This window comes from Methanosphaerula palustris E1-9c (assembly GCF_000021965.1).
Lineage (GTDB): Archaea > Halobacteriota > Methanomicrobia > Methanomicrobiales > Methanospirillaceae > Methanosphaerula > Methanosphaerula palustris.
This window is the reverse complement of record NC_011832.1, coordinates 212,032-233,507: the sequence shown is the minus strand read 5'-3', so window position 1 is coordinate 233,507 and position 21,476 is coordinate 212,032. Positions and strand designations below refer to the sequence as shown.

Annotated in this window: 22 protein-coding genes and 1 pseudogene; 10 read left to right on the top strand and 13 right to left on the bottom strand. The window is 54.1% G+C overall.

Annotated elements, in window-relative coordinates; translation table 11 throughout:
* The first annotated feature begins 74 nt into the window (after positions 1–74).
* A complete protein-coding gene (gene mobB / locus MPAL_RS14070) occupies positions 75–773 on the top strand; it encodes a molybdopterin-guanine dinucleotide biosynthesis protein B (RefSeq protein WP_012616905.1) in 699 nt (232 codons plus the stop codon).
* Between the two features lie 133 nt (positions 774–906).
* On the opposite strand, the gene MPAL_RS16765 is transcribed toward mobB, so the two are convergent.
* A complete protein-coding gene (locus MPAL_RS16765) occupies positions 907–2,058 on the bottom strand; it encodes a NosD domain-containing protein (protein ID WP_048145000.1) in 1,152 nt (383 codons plus the stop codon).
* Between the two features lie 55 nt (positions 2,059–2,113).
* Between MPAL_RS16765 and MPAL_RS16760 the strand changes: the two genes are divergently transcribed.
* Complete coding sequence (locus MPAL_RS16760) at positions 2,114–2,635, top strand: hypothetical protein (protein ID WP_236610407.1); 522 nt, start codon at positions 2,114–2,116, stop codon at positions 2,633–2,635.
* Here the strand turns inward: MPAL_RS16760 and MPAL_RS17405 are convergent.
* Positions 2,623–3,117: pseudogene (locus MPAL_RS17405) on the bottom strand (ice-binding family protein); the annotation flags it as partial. The gene MPAL_RS16760 and the pseudogene MPAL_RS17405 sit on opposite strands and share 13 nt — an antisense overlap.
* Between MPAL_RS17405 and MPAL_RS16755 the strand changes: the two are divergent.
* Complete coding sequence (locus tag MPAL_RS16755) at positions 3,071–3,472, top strand: hypothetical protein (protein WP_048144998.1); 402 nt, start codon at positions 3,071–3,073, stop codon at positions 3,470–3,472. The pseudogene MPAL_RS17405 and the gene MPAL_RS16755 sit on opposite strands and share 47 nt — an antisense overlap.
* Positions 3,473–3,579: 107 nt before the next feature.
* Here the strand turns inward: MPAL_RS16755 and MPAL_RS01000 are convergent, their stop codons facing one another.
* On the bottom strand, positions 3,580–4,128 hold the full coding sequence (locus MPAL_RS01000; protein WP_012616903.1) for an FmdE family protein: 549 nt from the start codon (positions 4,126–4,128) through the stop codon (positions 3,580–3,582).
* A gap of 412 nt (positions 4,129–4,540) precedes the next feature.
* Here MPAL_RS01000 and fdhF point away from each other — a divergent pair, with 412 nt between their 5' ends.
* Together fdhF and MPAL_RS00990 are read left to right on the top strand one after the other, a co-directional pair.
* Positions 4,541–6,610, top strand: coding sequence for a formate dehydrogenase subunit alpha (gene fdhF, locus MPAL_RS00995; RefSeq protein WP_012616902.1), 2,070 nt, complete (start codon positions 4,541–4,543; stop codon positions 6,608–6,610).
* The gene (locus tag MPAL_RS00990; protein WP_012616901.1) at positions 6,610–7,863 is read left to right on the top strand and encodes a Coenzyme F420 hydrogenase/dehydrogenase, beta subunit C-terminal domain; all 1,254 of its coding nucleotides are present in this window, start codon (positions 6,610–6,612) and stop codon (positions 7,861–7,863) included. The genes fdhF and MPAL_RS00990 overlap by 1 nt, the downstream gene beginning before the upstream one ends.
* A 663-nt stretch (positions 7,864–8,526) precedes the next feature.
* Here MPAL_RS00990 and MPAL_RS00985 read toward each other — a convergent pair.
* The 3 genes from MPAL_RS00985 to MPAL_RS00975 form a co-directional block, all read right to left on the bottom strand.
* Positions 8,527–9,000 (bottom strand): YbhB/YbcL family Raf kinase inhibitor-like protein, encoded by a 474-nt coding sequence (locus MPAL_RS00985; protein WP_012616900.1) that lies wholly within the window; start codon positions 8,998–9,000, stop codon positions 8,527–8,529.
* A 479-nt stretch (positions 9,001–9,479) separates the two neighbouring features.
* Positions 9,480–10,169: a methyltransferase family protein gene (locus MPAL_RS00980; protein ID WP_012616899.1), complete on the bottom strand. Its 690-nt coding sequence runs from the start codon at positions 10,167–10,169 to the stop codon at positions 9,480–9,482.
* Between the two features lie 45 nt (positions 10,170–10,214).
* Positions 10,215–11,843, bottom strand: coding sequence for an amidohydrolase (locus MPAL_RS00975; protein ID WP_012616898.1), 1,629 nt, complete (start codon positions 11,841–11,843; stop codon positions 10,215–10,217).
* 177 nt (positions 11,844–12,020) lie between these two features.
* Between MPAL_RS00975 and MPAL_RS00970 the strand changes: the two genes are divergently transcribed.
* From MPAL_RS00970 to MPAL_RS17150, 5 genes are all read left to right on the top strand, one after another.
* Positions 12,021–12,752 (top strand): TetR/AcrR family transcriptional regulator, encoded by a 732-nt coding sequence (locus MPAL_RS00970; RefSeq protein ID WP_012616897.1) that lies wholly within the window; start codon positions 12,021–12,023, stop codon positions 12,750–12,752.
* 285 nt (positions 12,753–13,037) lie between these two features.
* Complete coding sequence (locus MPAL_RS16485; protein ID WP_174255658.1) at positions 13,038–13,205, top strand: hypothetical protein; 168 nt, start codon at positions 13,038–13,040, stop codon at positions 13,203–13,205.
* A gap of 4 nt (positions 13,206–13,209) precedes the next feature.
* Positions 13,210–13,470 carry a hypothetical protein gene (locus MPAL_RS16480; protein ID WP_174255657.1) on the top strand — a complete coding sequence of 87 codons (261 nt, stop codon included), beginning with the start codon at positions 13,210–13,212 and terminating at the stop codon, positions 13,468–13,470.
* A 61-nt stretch (positions 13,471–13,531) separates the two neighbouring features.
* Complete coding sequence (locus tag MPAL_RS16075; RefSeq protein WP_158303598.1) at positions 13,532–13,699, top strand: hypothetical protein; 168 nt, start codon at positions 13,532–13,534, stop codon at positions 13,697–13,699.
* A complete protein-coding gene (locus MPAL_RS17150; protein ID WP_269078471.1) occupies positions 13,700–13,828 on the top strand; it encodes a hypothetical protein in 129 nt (42 codons plus the stop codon).
* Between the two features lie 67 nt (positions 13,829–13,895).
* Here MPAL_RS17150 and MPAL_RS00960 read toward each other — a convergent pair whose 3' ends face one another.
* From MPAL_RS00960 to MPAL_RS00930, 7 genes are all read right to left on the bottom strand, one after another.
* Positions 13,896–15,176: a hypothetical protein gene (locus MPAL_RS00960; protein ID WP_012616896.1), complete on the bottom strand. Its 1,281-nt coding sequence runs from the start codon at positions 15,174–15,176 to the stop codon at positions 13,896–13,898.
* 30 nt (positions 15,177–15,206) lie between these two features.
* A complete protein-coding gene (locus MPAL_RS00955; protein ID WP_012616895.1) occupies positions 15,207–16,334 on the bottom strand; it encodes an isocitrate/isopropylmalate dehydrogenase family protein in 1,128 nt (375 codons plus the stop codon).
* Entirely contained in the window at positions 16,313–16,810 is a 498-nt protein-coding gene (locus tag MPAL_RS00950; RefSeq protein ID WP_012616894.1) for a 3-isopropylmalate dehydratase small subunit, read from the bottom strand. The genes MPAL_RS00955 and MPAL_RS00950 overlap by 22 nt, the downstream gene beginning before the upstream one ends.
* 1 nt (position 16,811) lies before the next feature.
* Entirely contained in the window at positions 16,812–18,062 is a 1,251-nt protein-coding gene (locus MPAL_RS00945; protein ID WP_048144990.1) for a 3-isopropylmalate dehydratase large subunit, read from the bottom strand.
* A 75-nt stretch (positions 18,063–18,137) separates the two neighbouring features.
* Positions 18,138–20,141 (bottom strand): DEAD/DEAH box helicase, encoded by a 2,004-nt coding sequence (locus MPAL_RS00940; RefSeq protein ID WP_012616892.1) that lies wholly within the window; start codon positions 20,139–20,141, stop codon positions 18,138–18,140.
* Entirely contained in the window at positions 20,138–20,947 is an 810-nt protein-coding gene (locus MPAL_RS00935) for a DUF7839 domain-containing protein (RefSeq protein ID WP_012616891.1), read from the bottom strand. Before MPAL_RS00935 ends, MPAL_RS00940 begins: the two co-directional genes overlap by 4 nt.
* Positions 20,931–21,449: an ArsR family transcriptional regulator gene (locus MPAL_RS00930; RefSeq protein WP_012616890.1), complete on the bottom strand. Its 519-nt coding sequence runs from the start codon at positions 21,447–21,449 to the stop codon at positions 20,931–20,933. Before MPAL_RS00930 ends, MPAL_RS00935 begins: the two co-directional genes overlap by 17 nt.
* Positions 21,450–21,476: the final 27 nt, after the last annotated feature.

The following is a 21,476-nucleotide window of genomic DNA, read 5'->3' as shown; positions in this document are numbered from 1 at the left end:
CTGCCCCCCTATTTTAAGAGAGTTGGTGCCCTTTATTGCACCGGCAGTCTTAGGTATTGACAGGAAGGAGAAATATGAAGATCATCCAGGTTATCGGTAGATCAAACTCCGGAAAGACCACATTCAACCAGGTACTCTGTACTGCACTGCAGCAGAAGGGAACAGTAGCTGCACTCAAGCATCTCGGTCACCACACCTTCAAACTCGAAGAAGGGAAGGACAGTACAGTACTCTTTCAGACCGGTGTGAAGACGGCTGTCGGAGTGGACGAGGAGAAGGCGGTGATGATCACCAGGGAGACGGCACTTCCTGAATTGATCCGGCACCTCGCAGACATGGGAACTGACTACCTGGTGATCGAGGGGTTCAAGACATTCTCCTTCCCGGCCGTGGTGATCGGCGAACTGGAGAGCGATCACTGCATGCTCCGGAATCCTACCGTCGAAGAGGTGATCACGGCACTGCCCGGGTTTCCTGCTCTATACTCGATCAGCAGGCTGATCGGCAATGGGAGGACGGGACCAGCCTCTGGAGTGATCTGGATCCCTCCACCCACACCAGGCACCATCGGGAGTACCCCGATAGAGGACCGTAAAGATCTAATCCTGAGGACACTTGAGCCACTGATGAACGGGATCTGCATCCGTTATCAGATACCAATCAAAGGGATCGTTCCGGAACAGGTGCTGATAGCCACCATTGCAGTGAACGACAGTTCCTCTTCATGCCGGCTTCTGGTACAGGCGACAGAGATGCTCGATCAGGCATGGTGACCAGGTTAAGGGGAGATCGTTCTCTGGCCATTTGTTCATCTTCATTCACAGTGTCTATTCTAAAACTACCATGACTCATGCCTCTAATTCCGACTGATTATTTAAAAAGAGAGAAATGAGAAGTTGAGAGTATCTAACGGCTGAAACTACTTCCAATCGGATACACCTTCTGCAAACCAAAAGAGAGTGTGGTCGTGCCCTGAGTGATCGGGTCGAGTTCCTGAACGACAGGTTCTGAATTTGTCCGGGCATCTGTCACATTCGTCTCAATCTGAACGTGAGTAAACCGAACGAGAGGGAGCTGATCGGTTCCGATGCCGCCGATGATATAGGGGGTGTCTGCGAACCCGTCGTTGTTATTGTCAGCGGCGATGTCTGAGAAGCCAGTTCCATCCAGCCCCCCCCAGTAGTTACCACCAGTGACGTTGTTTCCGATGATGTTCTCTCCAGTGCTGGCCGGCAGGTTCCAGATGACATTAACCGTGTCGTTCGGGAGGTTGACATTCACCCTGTTATCGAGGTAGTTATCCACGACCGTGAGGTTCTTCGCAGTTGTTAGGTTCAGGCCGAAATACGTACTCGAGGAGATCCTGTTATGCTGAATCGTCGCGTTCACGGCATCCTCTATCTCAAATCCTTCATCATCCCCTTCGAGGAGATTACCGGTCATGTTCACATCCAGGCAGTTCTGAGAGAGGTGGATCCCTGAACCGCGGTGATTTTCAGTTACCGTATTGTTGATCACAAGCGTCCGGTCGGTCGCAGCCAGGTAGATCCCGTCATCGTCCTGGTGGATGATGTTGTTTCCAAGATAGTTGTCACCTCCACCGATGATCATAATCCCATTATAGGTGTTGCTCGATGAGTTCACCCAAATGATCCGGGAGTGAGTTGTGTCGTACAGGCTGATACCATTGGCGAAGTCGCGCAACGTGATGTTTTGGATGGTGATCCCCGTGAGTGTGCCGTTCCCAAGAACCCGGATCCCAAAGGAATTGTCACTGTCAACACCATCGATGGTGTGACCATTCCCTTCAATGGTCACGTTCGAGGTGCGGATATCGATATATATCGGGGCGGTTGTGTTGTGAACATCCGTGTCAATCACATAATAGCCGGGTTGGGTAATGACGATCGGCTGGGTTATCACACTAGGGGGACCGATCGGTTTCACCAGTGGTGGCTGGTAACTATCAGTCCCAGGGGTTGGATTTGTCCCGATCGGCTGGGTGATCTGGTCGACTGGCGTGGTCTGCACTGGGGCCTGGGTCAGGGTTGGTGCCACTGTCTGTGTCGGCACTGCAGTCGTGATAGTAGATTTAACCGGGACGTTGGTCTGTGTGGTTGGGACTATTGTTGCCTGTGTCGTTGGATTTGATGACGGTGTTGTTGTAGGTGTATTGATCGGTGTCACCGTAGTTGTTGATGTTGAGGTCGGCGTAGGCGCTGTCGTTGGTACTGTGGTCGAAGTCGGTGTCACCGTAGATGTTGATGTTGTGGTCGGTGTAGTCGTTGCAGTCGAGGTCGGCGTAGGCGCTGTCGTTGGTACTGTGGTCGAAGTCGGTGTCACCGTAGTTGTTGATGTTGTAGTCGGCGTAGTCGTTGCAGTCGAGGTCGGCGTAGGTGTCACCGTTGTTGTCGGTGTCACTGTTGTGGGTGGGATTGTTGTTGATGTTGTGGTCGGTGTAGTCGTTGCAGTCGAAGTCGGCGTAGGCGTCACCGTTGTTGTCGGTGTCACTGTTGTGGGTGGGATTGTTGTTGGTGTTGTGGTCACTGGTATGATCGGGCCATTCACTGTATTCGAATCTAGGGTAACCAGGGTCTGGGCCAAGGCTCTGCCGTTTAATATTGCCCCAGTTTGAAGTGCAATCCCGGTTTGATCCAGAATATTTCCACTGAAATTAGAGTTCGTTCCCAGTGTCGTCTGGCCTGCGACCACCCAGAAGACATTCTTTGCCTGTGCACCGCCGCTGAGGATAACATGCTGGCCAGAACTGATACCCAGAGTTCCTGCTACCTGGAAGATCCATATATCATCTGGTCCGCCCGAGAGGGTGACATCTGTTGATACTGTCACCCCAGAACTCCAACGATAGACACCCGGAATGAGGTTCATGCCACCAATATCTCCAGCTCCCAGATCGTTTACCGTGGGAACTCGCCCGGCAGCATCAGTGTACGCTGCTTCCATGGCGCTTACTGATGTAGTCATCATAGATGCGGTGGCCGGCGCATAATCGGATGCATAAACCCTTCCATTGACCTGAGATGACGTCGAAAAAAGATTCGAAGGATCCATGGTGAGGCCAAATCCCGTCATAGACGACGCAGCGATTGGACTCACTCCGATATTCCCTGTGATCTGTGTCGTCCCGGTGTTTGTGATTCCGGATTTTGCCAGAATTGCAAAGTTGGAGGCCGATCCCAAATCTACGGTTGAAGCACCCATCACACAGGGGATTATCGTGGATATTAAAAGGGCTGTCAACCCAATAGTGAAAAAGAGAGAGAGATTACTTCTTCGGAGTACTTTTTTGCCCGGTGAATTTTGTTCCATATTGGGCATGCTTAATTCCAGACACGATATACTTTCCTCATTATTGAACAATTATTATACGTCCGCACATGTGGGAAGAGGTTCGGAGGTCCCTTTGATCATCGCGATCAGGATAAAAATAGAAATGTATATATATTCATAGACCCTTTCTAAGGGTTTTAAAAATAAAGCAGATCATGGATTCAAGTTTTCAATTATATCCAAAAAAGGAACCAAGGCTGTCTTGCCCCCGGGGCTCAGTGACAGGGATCACTCCAGTTCATAGTATTTGTCTGCACACGCAGCACATACACCCCCAGACATAAAGGTGGACGGGACCATCTGCCCGCAGGACTCACAGATCTTCGTTGACCACCACTCCTTCTTATGAACCGGCACCCTGACCCGTTCACTGGAGAGGATCTGCTGGCCGGCAGTCAGGATCTCTTCAAAGAGGCGGTCCGTCATCGTCTTCTTATCAAAGCAGGAGTCATGAGTGAACCAGGCCAGCAGCGTCGGCCAGGTCTTCAGTTTCTCCTGGTCGACAAAGATCCTGAAGCCCCGTGCCATTGACTCCTCAGACGCCCGGTTGACAGTGAACGCGAACCGCCCGGCCCGAACGATCCGCAACCGGTTGTTGCCACAGGTGCAGTGCAGGATCACCTGAAGAGCGTCGGGCAGACACTTGGGTGTCTCACAGACCGCATAGATCTTCTCCCCAGGCCGGATCGAGAGCAGTTCACGGGCATACTCGACCATAGAGACCCCAATGATCAGCCCTGGTGCTGGATAGGTGTGGAACTCCCCACACAGTGCCATCTCCTCTCTCAACCGGGGTGGAACGCCCAGCCTCTCAGCCTGGGACAGGAAGTCGTCAAAGTTTCTCTCGCCAGTACGCGACATGCACAGGTATTGGATGACCACGTAATTTACATCTTTTCTCTTCCAGCGAACCTCCTCTCCCGAGTGGAAATGAGATGAGTACAAATGAAGATCGACTCAATCACCCTGCGGGGATGTCGGGGATATCCCAGTCGATGAGACCCGATAACTGCGCGGCATATTCGTTTCTTAAATTTTTTGTATAATCCGGGTGGGTTTTGAGTTAAGTTAGTACAGCATTTATAGTTAACTAGGTAGGGAAGGACTAAATAATTCCAGAAAAAATTTTGATTTATAATCTCTAAAAACGGTCTGATCGCACAGAGCAGACATAAGGAGACGATGTTACATGAGTACAACCGAATCAGAGACACTGAAATATGTACCCACCACCTGCCCGTACTGTGGCGTTGGTTGCGGGCTTAACCTCGTCGTCAAGGACGACAAGGTGGTAGGCGTGGAGCCCTACAAGCGGACTCCAGTGAACCAGGGCAAACTCTGTCCAAAGGGTGCAACCTGTTGGGAACATGTCCACAGCCCAGATCGACTCACCACCCCACTGATCAAGAAGGATGGGAAGTTCGTCGAGGCCTCATGGGATGAGGCGCTGGACCTGGTCGCGAGCAAGATGAAGGAGACCTCAGACAAGTATGGGCCCCACGGCTTAGGGTTCCAGGTCTCATGCCGCACCCCCAACGAGGAGTGCTACCTGCTCCAGAAACTGGCCAGGATGGCCTTCAAGACCAACAACGTCGACAACTGCGCGAGGATCTGCCATGGTCCGTCGGTCGCAGGGCTTTCGCTCTCGTTTGGTTCAGGAGCGGCCACCAACTCGTTCGCCGACCTGCTCAACACGGACCTGATCTTCATGATGGGGTCGAACGCAGTCGAGGCACATCCACTCGCAGCACGCAGGATCGTCCAGGCCCACCAGAAGGGTGCTAAGCTGATCGTGGCTGACCCACGGTACACCCCGACAGCCAGACTGGCCGACACCTACCTTCGGTACAACCCCTCCACACACATCGCCCTGCTCAACTCGATGATGTACTGGATCATTAAGGAAGGTAAGCACGACACTGCGTTCATCGAAAAGAGGACCAAGGGCTTTGAAGACCTGAAGAAGACGGTGGAGAACTACGCCGATGCAGAAGCAATCCATGGTGTCCCGCTCGAGACGGTCAAGAAGATCGCCTTCGAGTATGCTGACGCCAAGAACGCCGTGATCATCTACTGCCTCGGGATCACCGAGCAAACTACCGGAACAGACAATGTCCGTTCACTCGGTAACCTCGCCATGCTCTGCGGCAATATCGGCCGGGAGGGTGTTGGTGTCAACCCATACCGTGGACAGAACAATGTCCAGGGTGCCTGCGACATGGGAGCATATCCAAACGTATTCTCAGGATATCAAAAGGTTGCAGACCCTGCAGCACGGAAGAAGATGGAGGAGGCCTGGGGGGTCACCGACCTGCCAGACTGGTACGGTACCACCCTGACCGAGCAGATCAACGCCTGTGGCGACGAGATCAAGTCCATGTTCATCTTTGCCCTGAACCCGGTCGTCACGTATCCAAACACCAACCATGTGATCGAATCCTTAAAGAAACTCGACTTCCTGGTGGTTCAGGACATCTTCATGACCGAGACCGCTCAGTATGCCGATGTGATCCTGCCAGGGGCATGCTTTGCCGAGAAGGACGGCACATTCACCAGCGCAGAACGGCGTGTGAACCGTGTTCGCAAGGCAGTACCACCACCTGGTGACGCCAAGGCCGACTGGGAGATCTTCTCCATGCTCGGACAGAAACTCGGCTTAAAAGGATTCGAATTCACCTCAGCCGAGGAGATCTGGGACGACATGCGGAAGGTCACCCCTTCGATGTTCGGGATCACCTACGAGCGGATGGAGAAGCCGGAGTCTGTACACTGGCCATGCCCAACGGTCGAGCACCCTGGCACCCCGATCCTGCACAAGGAACGGTTCGGATCAGAAGACGGACTTGGAACCTTCTTCGGGCTTGAATACAGGCAGCCGGCAGAGGTAGCTGACGCTGAGTACCCCTTCACCTTGATGACCGGGAGACTGATCTTCCATTATCATTCCCGCTCCCAGACAGGACGGGCAGCAGTGCTGGACTACGAAGTTCCAGAAGGTTATGTCCAGATCAACCCTGAGGACGCGAAAGAACTCGGGATCGCAAACGGCGATAAGGTCCTCCTCAAAAGCAGGAGAGGTGAAGTCGAATCCCACGCCAGAGTGACCGACGAAATTGGCAAGGGCGTTCTTTACATGGCGATGCACTTTGGAAACGCTTCGGCGAACATGCTCACCAACACGGCACTCGACCCATTATCCAAGATGCCGGAGTTGAAGCACTGTGGTGTTTCGATTCAGAAAGTAACGGAGGCGAACTGATGGTAGCAAAAGGAGATATGGTCTACGCCTGGACTAACGATGCAGGCATTGCTGACAAGGCCGAATGTGGAGGGGCGGTTACCGGCCTCTGGAAGTTCGCGCTTGAGAACAAGATCGTCGATGCGGTCTTCACCGTGAAGAAGGGTGTGGATCTGTACGATGCGGTCCCAACTCTGATCACCGACCCGGCTGACCTCGAAAAGACGGCAGGGTCCCTTCACTGTGGTACTCTCCTCCTTCCGAAGTTGATCAAGAAGTACCTGGATGGTGCAAAGGACAAGAAGATCGGGGTCACTGTGAAGGGCTGTGATGCCATGGCCATGTACGAACTGGCCAAGCGGAAACAGATCAATATGGATAACATCCTGATGATCGGGGTGAACTGTGGTGGTTCAGTCAACCCAGGGGTCGCACGCGAGATGATCGAGAAGAAATACGGTGTCGACCCGAACGATGTCCACAAGGAGGAGATCGACAAGGGCCAGTTCATCATCGAATACGAAGGTGGCCATAAGGGGATCACCGTCGATGAACTTGAGGAGGAGGGCTACGGCCGCAGGACCAACTGCCGGCGGTGCAAGGCGAAGGTTCCACGTCAGGCCGATCTCGCAGCAGGAAACTGGGGTGTCATCGGAGATAAGGCAGGCAAGGCGACCTTCGTCGAGGTCTGCAGTGAGAAAGGTGCAGAACTGCTCAATGCAGCCCAGAAAGCCGGTGTTATGAACGTGCAGGCGGCAGAACCGAAGGGTATCGCGATCCGTGGCAAGATCGAAGGTGCCATGCTGAAGCTCGGTGACAAGTGGCGGGCCAAGGACTTTGGAAACCTCGGTACGGGAAAGGAGCGGCTCGATAAGATCCTGAAGGAGACGTCACGCTGCATCAAGTGCTACCAGTGCATCGATCAGTGTCCGATATGTTACTGTGTGGAATGCTCCACCAAGAAGCCGGAACTGGTCGCGCCGGGAGTACTGCCGGTGCCATTCATGTTCCACTTGATCCGGTTCGCACATATCGCCGATTCCTGTGTGAACTGCGGCCAGTGCGAGGAGATCTGCCCCATGGAGATACCAAACTCCCTCTTCATGCACGCTCAACAGGTCGAGCTCGAGGATCTCTTCGGTTACAAGCCAGGTGCAGACATGTCCCTGCCTCTCCTTGCCCTCGTCGACGAGAAGAGCGAACGAGCCAGACTTGGTAAGACCGGCAGCGATCAGATCTATCTGAACGTCTTCACACCAGCAGATAAGGCCTGATCCAGGCACAGATTCAAACAGGAGATGGATCCTCCCTTTTTTGGGTACAATGATCCTCGAACAGAAGGCGACTGATCTGCTTTGGCAGAGTTCGTCTCTCTTTTTTGCCCAAATTACTTATTGAAAGATACCGATGATGGAAAGATCTCGACCAAGTTCGTTGATACTTCTCCAGAAATATTTCAACTCTTGATGAAACAAGGGCTTAATCGGGGGTTGCTCCGTACCAGAGACAGGATATGAGAAGAAGAGACAATCTGCTATCAGAAGTTTCTGGTTGAAGAGAGATTGATATAGAAGGATCAATCCCTCCCTCAGTGACAAAACCAATAACCTGATTTATGTATCTTACAATCACTGTAGCGAGCAGTGACAAGGGTACGTATCTTTTCCGGTGGCCGGAGTCTATCTGAACAGTGCCTTCTTAATGAGAAGACTCTGCAGATACCCATGGAATCTGTGCTGTCAGAGAGCCATTCACCAAAAGCCTTTCAGAACTACCTCTCCCCACAGAGTGCAGTTTGAGCGGCATCTCCGGTGATGACCAACCACCATATAATATGTTTTATTCTGATATGATTAATCAGCAAGTTAACTAAATCTAAAATATATTGACCTGTCTGAATGGATGCCGGGAATTTTTCGATGGTGAGGATTCCATGTTCATCGATCAACCCGCTGGTAGGTCCCCATCAAGTATCCCTCTGCAAGAACATGCCCCTTCATGGCAGTCTTGAGGTGTTCGGCCGTCGTACTGCCCCGGATGTTCACCTTTTGGTCCAGGGCAAAAACCCGGAAGAAGTAGCGATGCCGTTGCCCCTTCGGCGGGCAGGGCCCCCGATATGAAGAGCGGCCGAAACTGTTCATCCCCTGCTCTGACCCGTCGGGGAGGTGCGGGACTTTTGGGACACCGGTCATGAGGCTGGCAGTACCCCCGGGGAGGTTGTACAGCACCCAGTGGATGAAGACCCCGCCCGGGGCGTCGGGGTCCTCAACGATCACCGCGATACTGATGGTTCCCAAGGGGGTGTCGGCCCACACCAGTTCAGGGGAGATGTCCTCTCCATCGCAGGTATAGGCAATCGGGATCATCGCTCCCTCGTTAAACGCCATAGATGTTACGATCAGTGATTTCATACCAGTACCTCCACTGATTGAGGAAATTACAGATAAAGATTGCGGTCACGCTGCTGTGTGCGATCAAAACCAACCCCCCGACAAGCAGATAAAAGGGACCACCAGTCCTGAGGTGAGTGGAATATGAGTGACATGCAGGGACAGCCTGTCGACAAACCTGTGATGACCACTTCCTTCTCCTATTGTGTCTCTTCTGATCTATCTCAAAGACCCAACAAGTCCGGATAATGCCATTGATACAGGAGGTTCGGGAATATTAACTGGCCGGGATAATGACGACCGGACCAGCCCACCCGGGACCTTCTGCTGCATCTATCATCAAAAAACCGCTCTGATCCGGATTATCTACTGCTCATATCAGTAATGCTACCGACTCCGCGCTGTTTTATGAACAATTCGTCGTGGTTATCCCATTGGTGTGAGTCATGAGACCGCCTGCCCCCCGCTTGTTTCCTGAGAATCCTGTGCCATGATCCTTTTCACCACACCCCCGGGACGAGCCGGTACCGAACCTGCCGCGCATAGGCTTCGTAGCCTTTGAGTTCGAGCACCAGCGTCCTGTCCTCAAGACTGGTCCGCCATACGATCACTGCTGCCGTGACAAGGGCCGGGATCAACGCCAAGAGAGAGCCGAGAACGATTGGCTGTACAAGTACGATGACGATGAATCCCAGGTAACTGGGATGCCTCACGAAGCGATAAGGGCCGGTGGTGACGGGATTATGCCCTTTTTCGTCCTGTATCCGGACGATCCGCGAGAAGAACCTATTCGAGAGCATCGCCCAAGAGAAGAGGCAGTATCCAAGGAGAAACAGAATAAATCCCACGACCTGGAGAGAAAAACTGATCTGCCCGGTCCAACCGAACCGAAGATCGAGGCCGGCAATGAAGAGCGTCAGAAACCCGACAAGGTTCAGGAGCCAGAGCATTTTTCTGTCATACTCTTTTACCCCTTCCTGCTCCAGCGTGCGTTCTTGGATGAGATCTGTGCTGCATGTGAAGGAGATGATAGCCGTCGTTACCAGTAGGACACCGAGGATCGCCCACGCTGCGAGCCACGCGAAGGTGCCTGCCCCAATGAAGAGGACAGCACCCATGAGAATTATGGGGATAAGGCCGAAGAAGAATCCCCGGAGCCGGAGGTGGCGTTCACCGTTGGGAAAAGTCATAACGATCCCCTGCACACCAACCTAACAAGATGAATAGTTCCCTCTTTATTCATGATCAAAACCTGGAACGGGCGTTTTGTTCTCATTTCTAGTCCGGAGATAGACCCGTCTGCCTGCTATCCAGGTTTCAGCAACAACCGGCGGGTTATCAGGGTTCAGATCTCCCTCAAGAATTACAAAATCTGCAACCAATCCTTCTTGAATCATTCCCCGTTCACATTCCTGACCTCCGACATACGCACTTCCAGCAGTGTACATCCACAGCCACTGTTCAAATGGGAGAGCCTGTTCGGGGGAGATCGTATTTCCTTGCCCATCATTCATCGTTGCTCCCATCCTGCAGCACGCAATCACATCCCGGGCATCCATAAATCCTCCCGGATAATCACTGCCAGCAGCGAGAACCACTCCCGCATCTCTCATATCAGCATAAGCAAACCACTTCGTCCCCTCAAATCGAGTTTTATTCAAATGTCCGGCCCGCATAAGAAATTGAGGCTGGACACAGGCGCATCCATTTAGGGAAGCAAGTCGATCAATCTGATCCTGACTGAGGATGTTGAGATGTTCAAGCCGGGGTCGGATAACGAAGCCTGGCGGGGCATGTTTCCTTGCAGATTCAAAACAATCTAATGAAGCGTCGACTGTCAGATTTCCAAGACAATGCACACAGACCTGAAATCCATGGGAGACAGCATCGATGAGAACATCCTGAAAATCATTCCGATACGTTCCACTTGCTATCTTCTCTCCATTGATCGTTACTGAAATCGCAGTTGATTCCATGAGAACTCCATCTCCAAATACTTTTACCGGGCCGGTCCGTAACCATTCATCACCTTCTCCAGAAATGGGTCCCTGCAGCCGCTCACCAACCTGGTTATCCAAGAGAGTCATCCCATGGGGCATCATAAGAACCGAAACGGGGAGTCGTTTTTCTGCATTCAGTTGTGAATATGCAGATTCCGCATCAGGAGTCACGCCGGGATCATGAATAGCTGTAATTCCAAACTGATGTAGTTCCCTACCACTTCTTTCGATCAGATCCGCATATGTCGTGGAATCGAACGCTAATATTTGAATATAAAGTGGAATACAGGCTGATTCAATCAAAGTACCTGATAATTCGCCATTTTTATCCCTTTCTATGAAGCCAGATCTTGGATCAGGAGATTCACGAGTGATCTCCGCGTGTTTAAGAGCCTGTGAATTTACCAGCATTGAGTGAAATGTAGTATGTATCAGTACAACAGATCTATCAGGAAAAATGGCATCCAGATCCGCACGAGAGAGACCAGTACCATCATATAATGAATTAAGCCATGGGAACCCGACAATCCATTCCTTTTGAGGATAAGTTTCCGCATATTTCTTCATTCTTGCCAGGATCTCTTCTTTGCTCGCACACCCATTCAGATCAGCCCATTCTGGAAGGAAACATCCGAATGAGAGATGAAGATGAGCATCGATAAAACCCGGAACCAGCGTTCTTCCATGGAGATTGATTATATCTTCCGGAATAAATTCATCAAGTATCTTTGAAGGTCCAGTCTTGATGATCTTTCCCGATTGAAAGATAACAGAGTCCACCTCTTCTGGTGAGCCCATAGTGAGGATTCTGCCTCCAGTAAATGCCACACATCTCTCGTCCTGTTGAGTGCTTTTAAATTGCATATGATCATTCTCCCATTCCTCAAACGTTCAGTTTGTCCAGATCTTTGTTTTCAGTAGTTTACGTTCGGGAATTTTGGTAGATTATGTTTCCTTTGGTTATTAAAGTTACTACAAGGTAACTAAAACGAATAATAAATACTTCTATGACCCTCCGAGGCATAAGGTACTGAGGAATATATGACTAAGATTGTATCAGAATATCGGGAAGAAGCCAGAAAAAAAATATTACTGGCAGGTCTGGAGGTGCTTTATGAGAAAGGCTATTGCAATACAACAATGGATGAGATCGCCCGGAGACTTGGTGTTACAAAACCAGCTTTATATAGATATTTTAAAACAAAGGATGAGTTGATCATTGAAAGTGCAAAGGAGAATCATACAAAATTCCATAGCATGATCTATGAACCTGACCATGAGAATTGCCCATTGGATGCATGGTTATCAATCTTCGAGATGGTCATTGTTCCCGATCCCTGTGTTCAATCCCTATACTTCGACATCATCTCGATGACCTATCGCAAGGAAGAGTTCAGAGCCTTCTCCATCCAGAGGATGGAAGAGGAGATCATTAAAACAGCTCGAAAAATTACAGATTGGCAGGAGAAAGGTCTAATCGATTCTGATATTGATCCACGGAGACTCTCGATCGCAGTGATTGCACTCTTTAATGGAATGAGGTTGCAGATCATGCTTGGTGTAAAAAGAGAGGAATTGTTTGCTGCATGGATAGAAAACCTCAAAATGTTGTTTGGTTTTCCGGTTCATGAGAAAAAACCGACTGTGTGCTCCTCTTCATGCAAATGGTTCAATCATTGCCAGCGGCCTCCCACTCACAAATTGCAGAACAGTGATATCAGTATTCGCAATAATCATATAAATCCTACCAATCCCTTCGATCACAGATTTTAGAGCAATATTGGAAGACATTTCTTTGAGCCACAATATGGCCGCCTCATCAATTTGAGGCAGATCCTGCAGTCTGGATCCTGCAAAAGCCGAAGAAGGGCAGAAGAACAAAAAGGACACGAGAGGAAAAACCTGAAATTGAGACGAGGCACTTTCATCTCCTTCCACCACCTGAGCGACGGTAGAACAACAGAATGAACTGAAACAGAGAGAGTGAAGCACTGAAGAAGGTCACAAGAAGGTCACGTCCTCCATCAGAGCAGTGGCGCCGAGATCAGTGCCAGGGACGTGGTGGTCCAAGTGGGCCGGGTTCAGAGTCGGTATGGGTGCAGAGGATTGGTCGACAGCTCCTCAGGGGGACTGCTCCTTCGGTTCGATGGGGTGCCGGGGCATCCGGCGATTGGGCCGGATGATATCCCGGACGACGTTCACCTGTTTTACGCTGATCTGATCTGATGGGGTGAACATCACAGTCTGGACTATTGAGAAGACCACCTCCTATGACGGTTGGTATCAAGGTCTTCGAGTTCGGGGCATACCCAATACAGTTACTGCAAGACCTGCCGTGGCAGAGGAGCAGACCGGATCGGTCGAGAGAGCCTGCGAGGTCAGGCCGAGCACAGAGACCGCCAGCATCGACGTCTTCACAACAACAGCGGCCCGATACCCCCACACGATCCCGCTCAGGAAACCTCGAGTACGGGAAGATCCTGCATGGTGACCTCCAGTCGGTCGGGCTGGTGCTGATCGAGTGAGGTCGCTCGCCGATGTTGCCGTGAAACATGGTGCTACAAATCCGGGACCGGGAGACCAGATGGAAGACCGTCGTGGCCCTTGGGGAGGTGAACACCCCCGCAGTCGAACCGCTGATCACCATCATTTCAGAGGGTCCCAATGAGGCGAAGATGCCAGCCATCTGGACACTTCAGAAGATCGGAGATATCCCGTGAGTGGAACCCCAGATCGAGGGCCTCAGCGACGAGTACGAATGCTGCAGATGGATGACGGCTGCAGTCTTTCAGCAAATCGGCGATCTGAAAGCGATCAGCGCAGTGAACGCTACGCTCGCGAACGAATAGGACGAAGTGCATGGTATTGTCGAAGAACTGATCGAGGGGTCCTGAGAGAACCCCTGGACTCTCATTTTTATCCATGGATCGGGAGAACCTTCTCCCGGGGGGGATGCCGAACCGGCGCCCTTACTGGGGTCTTGACCGGCGCCTTGGCCTGGGATCTACCCGGAGACTTGACACCAGATTTGACCAACGTCTTCTCCCTGTTCTGACCGATGAAGGCCTCAGCGATCTCCCCTGCGAGTTGGGCGCCGAGGGTTGGCTGGATCGACTCCAGCCAGAGGAAGAACCCTGCCATGTGCGGGGTCCGGATACTCTCGAACCGAAACCCACCGGTCTTGTCAGGGATCATCTTCAGATACTCCCGTCGCTGCCGGGTCCGAAGATAGAGTATCGGAGCCAGCTCCGGCAGGTCCACAGCCAGCACCACCTTGGCGTACTTGCCGGCGAGTTCTGAACAGATCATCTCCTTCCCCTTGATGCTGAGCGGGTAGGATTTACAGAGTGCCCGTGCTGCCGACGGGTACAGCCCACCAAAGAGGACCTTCTTGACGATCTGAGGCAGGTCATCTGGGGCGGTATAGGCCTCCCGGGGGGCATGGGTCCGAACCAGTTCCAGCACACGCTGTCGCCGCTCGTCATGAAGCATCTTATAGTCGAACGGTCGCTTCACCGGGATCTGGTCAGCCCGGAAGAGTTTGGTGCTGGCCGGCGCCTTCCGCGGGGCCTGTTTCCCGACCGGCCGCTTGTCGAAGAGTGTCTTGATCGATTCGCAGGAGTCGGTGCAGATCACCACATTGTCCGGCTCTTTACAGAGCCTCTTGATAATTGGATGGTTGGAGACGTCCACCGACGAGACAAGGATGAACGGGACCGAGACCTGACCGTAGATATACCCGATCAACCGTTTCTTGAACTGGATCTCGATCTCAAAGTCCTTCATATCGGTCGGGGAGGTGACAATCTCCCCGAACGCGATCTGGTTATTCTGATCGAGAAAGAGAAGATCGAACTCAGCCAGGTCCTGCCCGTTCCCCCTGATCTTGATATCTCCAATGTTCGAGTAGAAGAGTCCGTTCTGTCCGAGTCTGACATTCGACCTGACCGGCGGAGCATCAGCCCCTTTGCGGGCGATACCGCTGATCAGGGGTGTCTGCTCGGCAAGGTGAAGCATCGTCTCGTAGATCACCGCTTCATACCACCGCCCTTCGGCGGTCCGCATGGACGGGATGTCCGGGGAGAAGAGTTTCTTCCGCTCAGCCTTGCGCATATGGACGGTCGCGTCCATCACCATGGCCGGGGTCACCGGGCATGTCGCAAAGTGTGCGGCAAGCCAGTTCACCATCTCAGACATGGCACCTTCTGCTGCACAGGAAGAGGGGGATCACTGGTTCCCATCCCGGACCAGGGCGGCGATATGATCGCCGACACCGCTGGTACCTGTCGAGCCGCTCATATCCTTCGTCACCACACCATCGGTGATCGAGGTGGCGATGGCACTGACCACGGCTGCAGCGGCCTCCTGCTCCCCGAGGTGATCGAGGAGGAGCGAACCGGCCCAGATGGTGGCGATCGGGTTCGCACGGTTCTGACCCTTATATTTAGGTGCAGACCCATGGATCGGCTCGAACATCGAGGTCCCCACCGGATTGATATTCCCGCCAGGGGCGAGGCCGAGGCCGCCCTGGATCATCGCCCCGAGGTCGGTGATGATATCCCCGAACATGTTCGGGGTCACGACCACATCGAACCATTCTGGGTTCTTGACGAACCACATCGTAACCGCGTCGACGAACATGAACTCGGTCGCGACCGAGGGATGATCAGCACCGACCGAGGTGAAGACCTCTCTCCAGAGTCCATAGACATCAGAGAGGACATTCGCCTTGTCCACCGACGCGAGCTTCTTGTTCCGCCGCTCAGCCATATCAAAGGCGTACGAGATCACCCGGCGGGATCCCTGTTTGGAGACGACCCCAACCTGGTAGGCAATCTCATCGGCATCCGACTCGATATCCAGCCCGAACTTCACATTATAGAGTTCCCTGGCCAGAACCAGTTCCTGTCTGGAGATCCCCGGCCCCTTCACCCGGCCGCCGAGACCGACATAGAAGTCCTCGGTGTTCTCCCTGACCACGACAAAGTCGATATCCTCCGGTCCCTTCCCTGCCAGCGGGGTCGAGACCCCGGGAAGGAGCTTGATCGGGCGGAGGTTCACATACTGGTCGAAGTAGAACCTGAGTGCGAGGAGGATCCCCTTCTCGAGCACCCCGGGCTGGACCCGCGGGTCCCCGATCGAACCAAAGTAGATGGCCTTATGTTTACCGATCTCCTTGAGATCATCCTCGGTCAGCAGCGTGCCGTCGGCCAGATACCGCTCTGCCCCAAGGTCGTATTCATCCCACTGGATATCAAATCCGAACCGCTCTCCAGCGGCATCCAGCACTTTCCTTCCTTCGACGAGGATCTCGGGACCGATCCCATCCCCGCCTATTGATGCGACTCTGTACATACCTGCACCTCCTTAAGATTTTTTCCGTATTCGACGAGACCGCCGGCATCGACGATCTCCTGCATGAAGGCCGGTACCGGTTCAAGCCGGTACGCAACCCCGTCGGCGGTGATCGTGCCGGCCGCCAGGTCGACGCTGATCTCCGCCTTATCTGTTATCTTCGCTGCATCCGGACAGACCAGTGGCAGCAACCCGACATTGATGGCGTTCCGGTAGAAGATCCGTGCGAACGTGATGGCGATCACGTACCGGACACCAGCCCCTTTGAGGGCTAGTGGAGCGTGCTCACGCGAGGAGCCGCAGCCGAAGTTCTTCTCCCCGACCACAACATCCCCGGGCTTGACCTCCTTCGCGAACTCGTCGCGGGTCCCCTCGAACGCATGCAATGCGAGCTCTTCGGGTTTATTGATGATCAGATATCGTCCCGGGATGATCGCATCGGTATCGATGTCATCCCCGAACTTCCAGGCTTTCATCTCACACCTCCCTCGGATCGGTGATCACACCGGTGATCGCACTCGCTGCAGCCGTCGCCGCCGAGGCCAGGTACACCGATCCCTCGGCCGACCCCTGCCGGCCCCTAAAGTTCCGGTTCGAGGTGGAGAGAGAAGCCTCGCCCGGGCCGATCAGCCCGAACGATCCGCCCATACACGGCCCGCAGCACGGCGCCTCGACCATCGCCCCGGCCTCGACGAACCGCTCGATCAGCCCGGCCCGCAGCGTCTTCAAGTATTCATCCCTTGATGCCGGGATGACGAGCACACGGAGATCCTCGGAGAAATTCCGATCGCCGAGGACGGCCGCGGCCTCTGCAAGATCCTCGAACCGCCCGTTGGTGCACGATCCGATGAAAACCTGGTCGAGGTGCGTCCCTGCCACTTCAGTCACGTCGACCACGTGGTCCACGTTGTGCGGGACGGCGACTTTGGGTACAAGGTTCGTCACATCATACCGTCGCTGATCGGCAAAGGTCGCGTCCTCGTCACTGTCCAGTTCAAACGGCGTGACCTGCCGCCTTGACTTCAGGTAATCCCAGGTCACCTGATCAGGCGGGACGATCCCGGCCTTGCCCCCCATCTCGATGGCCATATTCGAAAGAGTCATCCGCCCAGGCATCTCCATCCCCCGGATCGTCGACCCTGCAAACTCCACCGCCTTATAGGTGGCCCCGTCAGCACCGATATCCCCGATGATCGAGAGGATCAGATCCTTGGGACCGACCCGGCGCTGGAAGGCACCGTCGATAGTCATCCTGATCGTCTCGGGCACCCGGAAGTAGAGGGCCCCGAACTTCAGGACAAAACCCATATCGGTCGACCCTATTCCGGTTGCAAACGCCCCTGCGGCACCATACATGCAGGTGTGCGAGTCGGACCCGACCACGATCTCACCAGGCCCAGCCCTTCCCTTTTCAAGAACCACCTGATGGCAGACCCCCTCGTGGAGGTCATAGTTGTGGATCCCCTGTTCTGCTGCAAACTTTCGCATCAGTTGATGGTTTCCTGCTGCTGCAATGGAGTCTGCAGGGATCTGATGATCAAAGAGCATGATCACCTTCTTTGGGTCAAAAACCCTGGTGCCACCCATCTGGTAAAAAGTCTGAATGGCAAGCGGGCCTGTGATATCATGGATCATCGCTGCATCTATCGGAGCCATCACCACGTCACCTGCGTGGACCGGCCTTCCGCATCGGGTTGAGAATATCTTCTCCGCTATTGTTGCTCCCATTGCATTCATCCCCTGACCTCAGGTCAGGTACTGTACTCATTGGAGACGAACAAGATTAATCTTCACTCTTTCACATCACACTTCTTCGCAGTGGAGCTCGGTGAGGATCTCGATCGGGTCGTCCACCTTCTCGACTAATTTGAGGATCCCGAGCAGCCGTTCGACCCCGATGAAGTGCGAGGCCATCACCCGCGAGAGATCGGTCAGCTGGATCTTCCCGTTCTCCCGTTTGATCAGGCGGTTGCCGAGCATCAGGTCGAGGACGGGCTCGGTGGACCCGACCATCATCCTCTCGATCCGCTGTAACGCCTCAAGATCGCCCCTGCAGACGATCGCATTCGCCACGAACTCCTCGGACGAGGCTTCGAGATCGTACTCGGGCGCGACCTCCTCCATCTCACCCTTCAGCAGCCGGAGCGCCACCTCCTCCTCAGTTCCCTGCGCCTCCCGCGAGTAGGTAGCCCCGGGCTCCGCAAGGATCACCACCCTCCCCTGGTCGTGGAAGTCGGGTCTGCCGGCCCGCCCGGACATCTGGCTGAACTCCTGCACGCTCAACCAGGAGATCCCCATGGCAAGGGCGTCGAAGACCACCTGTGAGGCGGGAAAGTCCACTCCAGCCCCGAGGGCAGCGGTGGTGATCACGCCGGCCAGCTTGCCCCGGGTGAACTTATCCTCCACCTCCCGCCGCTCCTGTGAGGTCAACCCGGCATGGTAGGCCGCCACATGCTTGCCAACCTTATCTGCAATCAGATGACAACGAGCCCGGGAGTTGGTAAAGACGATCGACTGGCCGTGGTAGCCCTTGGAGGAGATCTTCTTGTACTCCTCCTCGATCAACCGCTTAATCGCCGGGATCTTCTCCTTCTTCTCGAGAAACATCAGGTGCCGGTCCAGCGCGACCGGCCGGTCGGCATACTGGACCAGCGTCGCGTTCAACTTCTTGGCCAGCACCTTCGGCGACCCGATCGTCGCCGAGAGGTACAGGAATTGGGCGTTCGGGGCCTGGTACTTCAGCCGTGCGATCAGACCGTCAAGCCGGTGGCCCCGATCCTGATCCTCGAGCATCTGTACCTCATCGATTACCACAGTTCCGATATCGCCGAGGTTTCGGCCGAGCCGGAGCTGGTGGTCGACCCCCTCGTACGTCCCGACCAGGATAGGGGACCGGGGATCGCGCACCGCGTCAACCTTCGTCTCGCGGAGGTGGATCCTCGACTGCCCGATCTGCAGCGATGTCTGTGCGATATCCCTGTAGCGTTCAGAAAAACGCCTGTACTTCTGTGTTGCCAGCGCGACCAGCGGAACCAGGAAGAGGAGTCTCCCCCGCCCTTCCAGATAGTTTTTCAGCCCGGCCATCTCCCCGATGAAGGTCTTGCCGCTGGCCGTGGCCGAGACGACGAGCAGATCCTTACCAAAGAGCAGTCCGGCCTCGACAGCCAGCTGCTGCGCCGGCATCAGAGACTCAACCTGTGCGACATCGACGAACTTCCGTGGCAGCGGCAGTTCCTCAATACGGGTGGTTTGCTGGATGGGCTGCGCTTCGATCCGATCGAAGAGGGTCTGTTTACCCTGCTTCTTGTCAGGTAGAAGGGTCGCGATCACCCGGTCCAGGTCCCGGTACCTGGCGAGCAGGTCGTCGAGATGGCCGAGGGCTCCACGCCCCATGTGGTTCAGATGAACCAGTTCGCGCCGCATCTCACGGCGGGCGCAGGGGAGGCAGATCAGTTCCCTGCCGTACTTCACCGCCTGCCCCTGATCGATTGGGGTCACCTTGTCCTCGAGCAGACAGAGCCGGCAACAGTGGACCGGCATCCACTTCACCTGGATGTCCTGCAGAAACGAGCCGAAGGCCTGATCGTTTCTGGTCATGTGGACCGTCGACGACCGAAGAAGAGCGACCAGTTCCTTGCTCGGGGTGTTCCGATATTCACGGCTCCCGGCCCGCCGGAGACGGTAGTCCTTCGGCCGGATCCCTTTAGGGGTCTCTGCCAGCACGACCACACCGACCGCTCTGACATGTCTCCCATCGGTGAATATCAGCCGGTAATCTGCCCGCTGTGGTTGTACTATGATGATCATGCTCTGATCAGATCATGGATCCTGTAGGTCAGCCCGACGTCCTCCAGCCTCTTAAGAAATTCGGTGAACTCCTCGTCGACGATGAACATCGCGCAGTCCAGACCATGGAATGCCGCCTCGATCACCCCTTCGCGGGCGCCAAAGAACATGTCCGCCGTTCGACCTCTGGTCTTCAGGGCGATATATGCCTCCAGTCCGACTGCTGCAACGACCTTGACACCCTCGAGCACCTCCTGCAGGGCATCGGGATTGACCATGCGGGAGCCCCCCCGCTGGATCCTGGGAACCTTGCAGACATGGATCACTCCTTCATGGTGGTCGATGATTCCATTCAGCCGGGTCACCCCGACATCCTCGCCAGTGACAGTCTCCTCGATCACCTGCCCACTTGCAGACTGATCCCCTCTGCCAGCATACAGCCACCCGTCCTTCATGTACACACCGACCACTTCACCTTTGTGGAGATTGGCGTCGGCGATCGCAGTCCAGACCGAGACCTGCTGGATCAGGTCCCGCCTGATATGCCGAGCATAGGTCTCAAGTTCCTCGGCATTGTTCAGCACCCACTCGATGCCGGTCCGAGTCACCTCGTACCGTCCCCGGCCATAGGCGCTGACCATCCCGTCCTCGACCAGTTCGCGAATATACTCTGATACCGCCTGTGGGGTCACCCCGAGTTTCTCGGCGATCTCGAGCTGTCTGACCGCCGGCTGATGTTCGGCGACCTCGACCAGGATCTGAAAGCGTGTGACCTCACGCTTGGACCGTAAAATAGTGGTTGACCGGACGTTATCTGGTTCCGTCAAGCAGCACCAGTCCCTGCCCTTTTACATCCATCTTATGGCTCCGCTTGGCGAGGCCCCTGATGAACATCGGGCTGACATCGAACTTGCGCGCCAGATCATTGATCGAGACATTCCCCTGTCCCTGCTCGATCTCGCCCTCGAGCTGTTCGACAACAGCCCTGAGTGTTTCATCGTTGGAGATAGACAGATACAGAAGGTCGGATAGGTCATCCATTGTACACTGAAAATTTGCCCGAAACTTGCTGTACGTCGCTCGATACTCACGTACAGGCTTCTGGCCCGGTGCCGGCATCCGCCATTGCTCCTCAACCAGGTTCCCTTTCTTTAAGAGTTGAATGCACTCTCCGACGCCTTCATGATGCAGTTGCTGTTCCAGTTCCTCCTCAGATAACCAGGTCTTGTTCAGTAACTCATAGATCTGTTTATATTTGGAGTCATTGAACGTTATGAGAAGCGGAACCAGTTCAACAGGATCATTGACTATTCGAATATGGCCTGTCAAGCAAAAACCCTCAGTATATATTGTCGT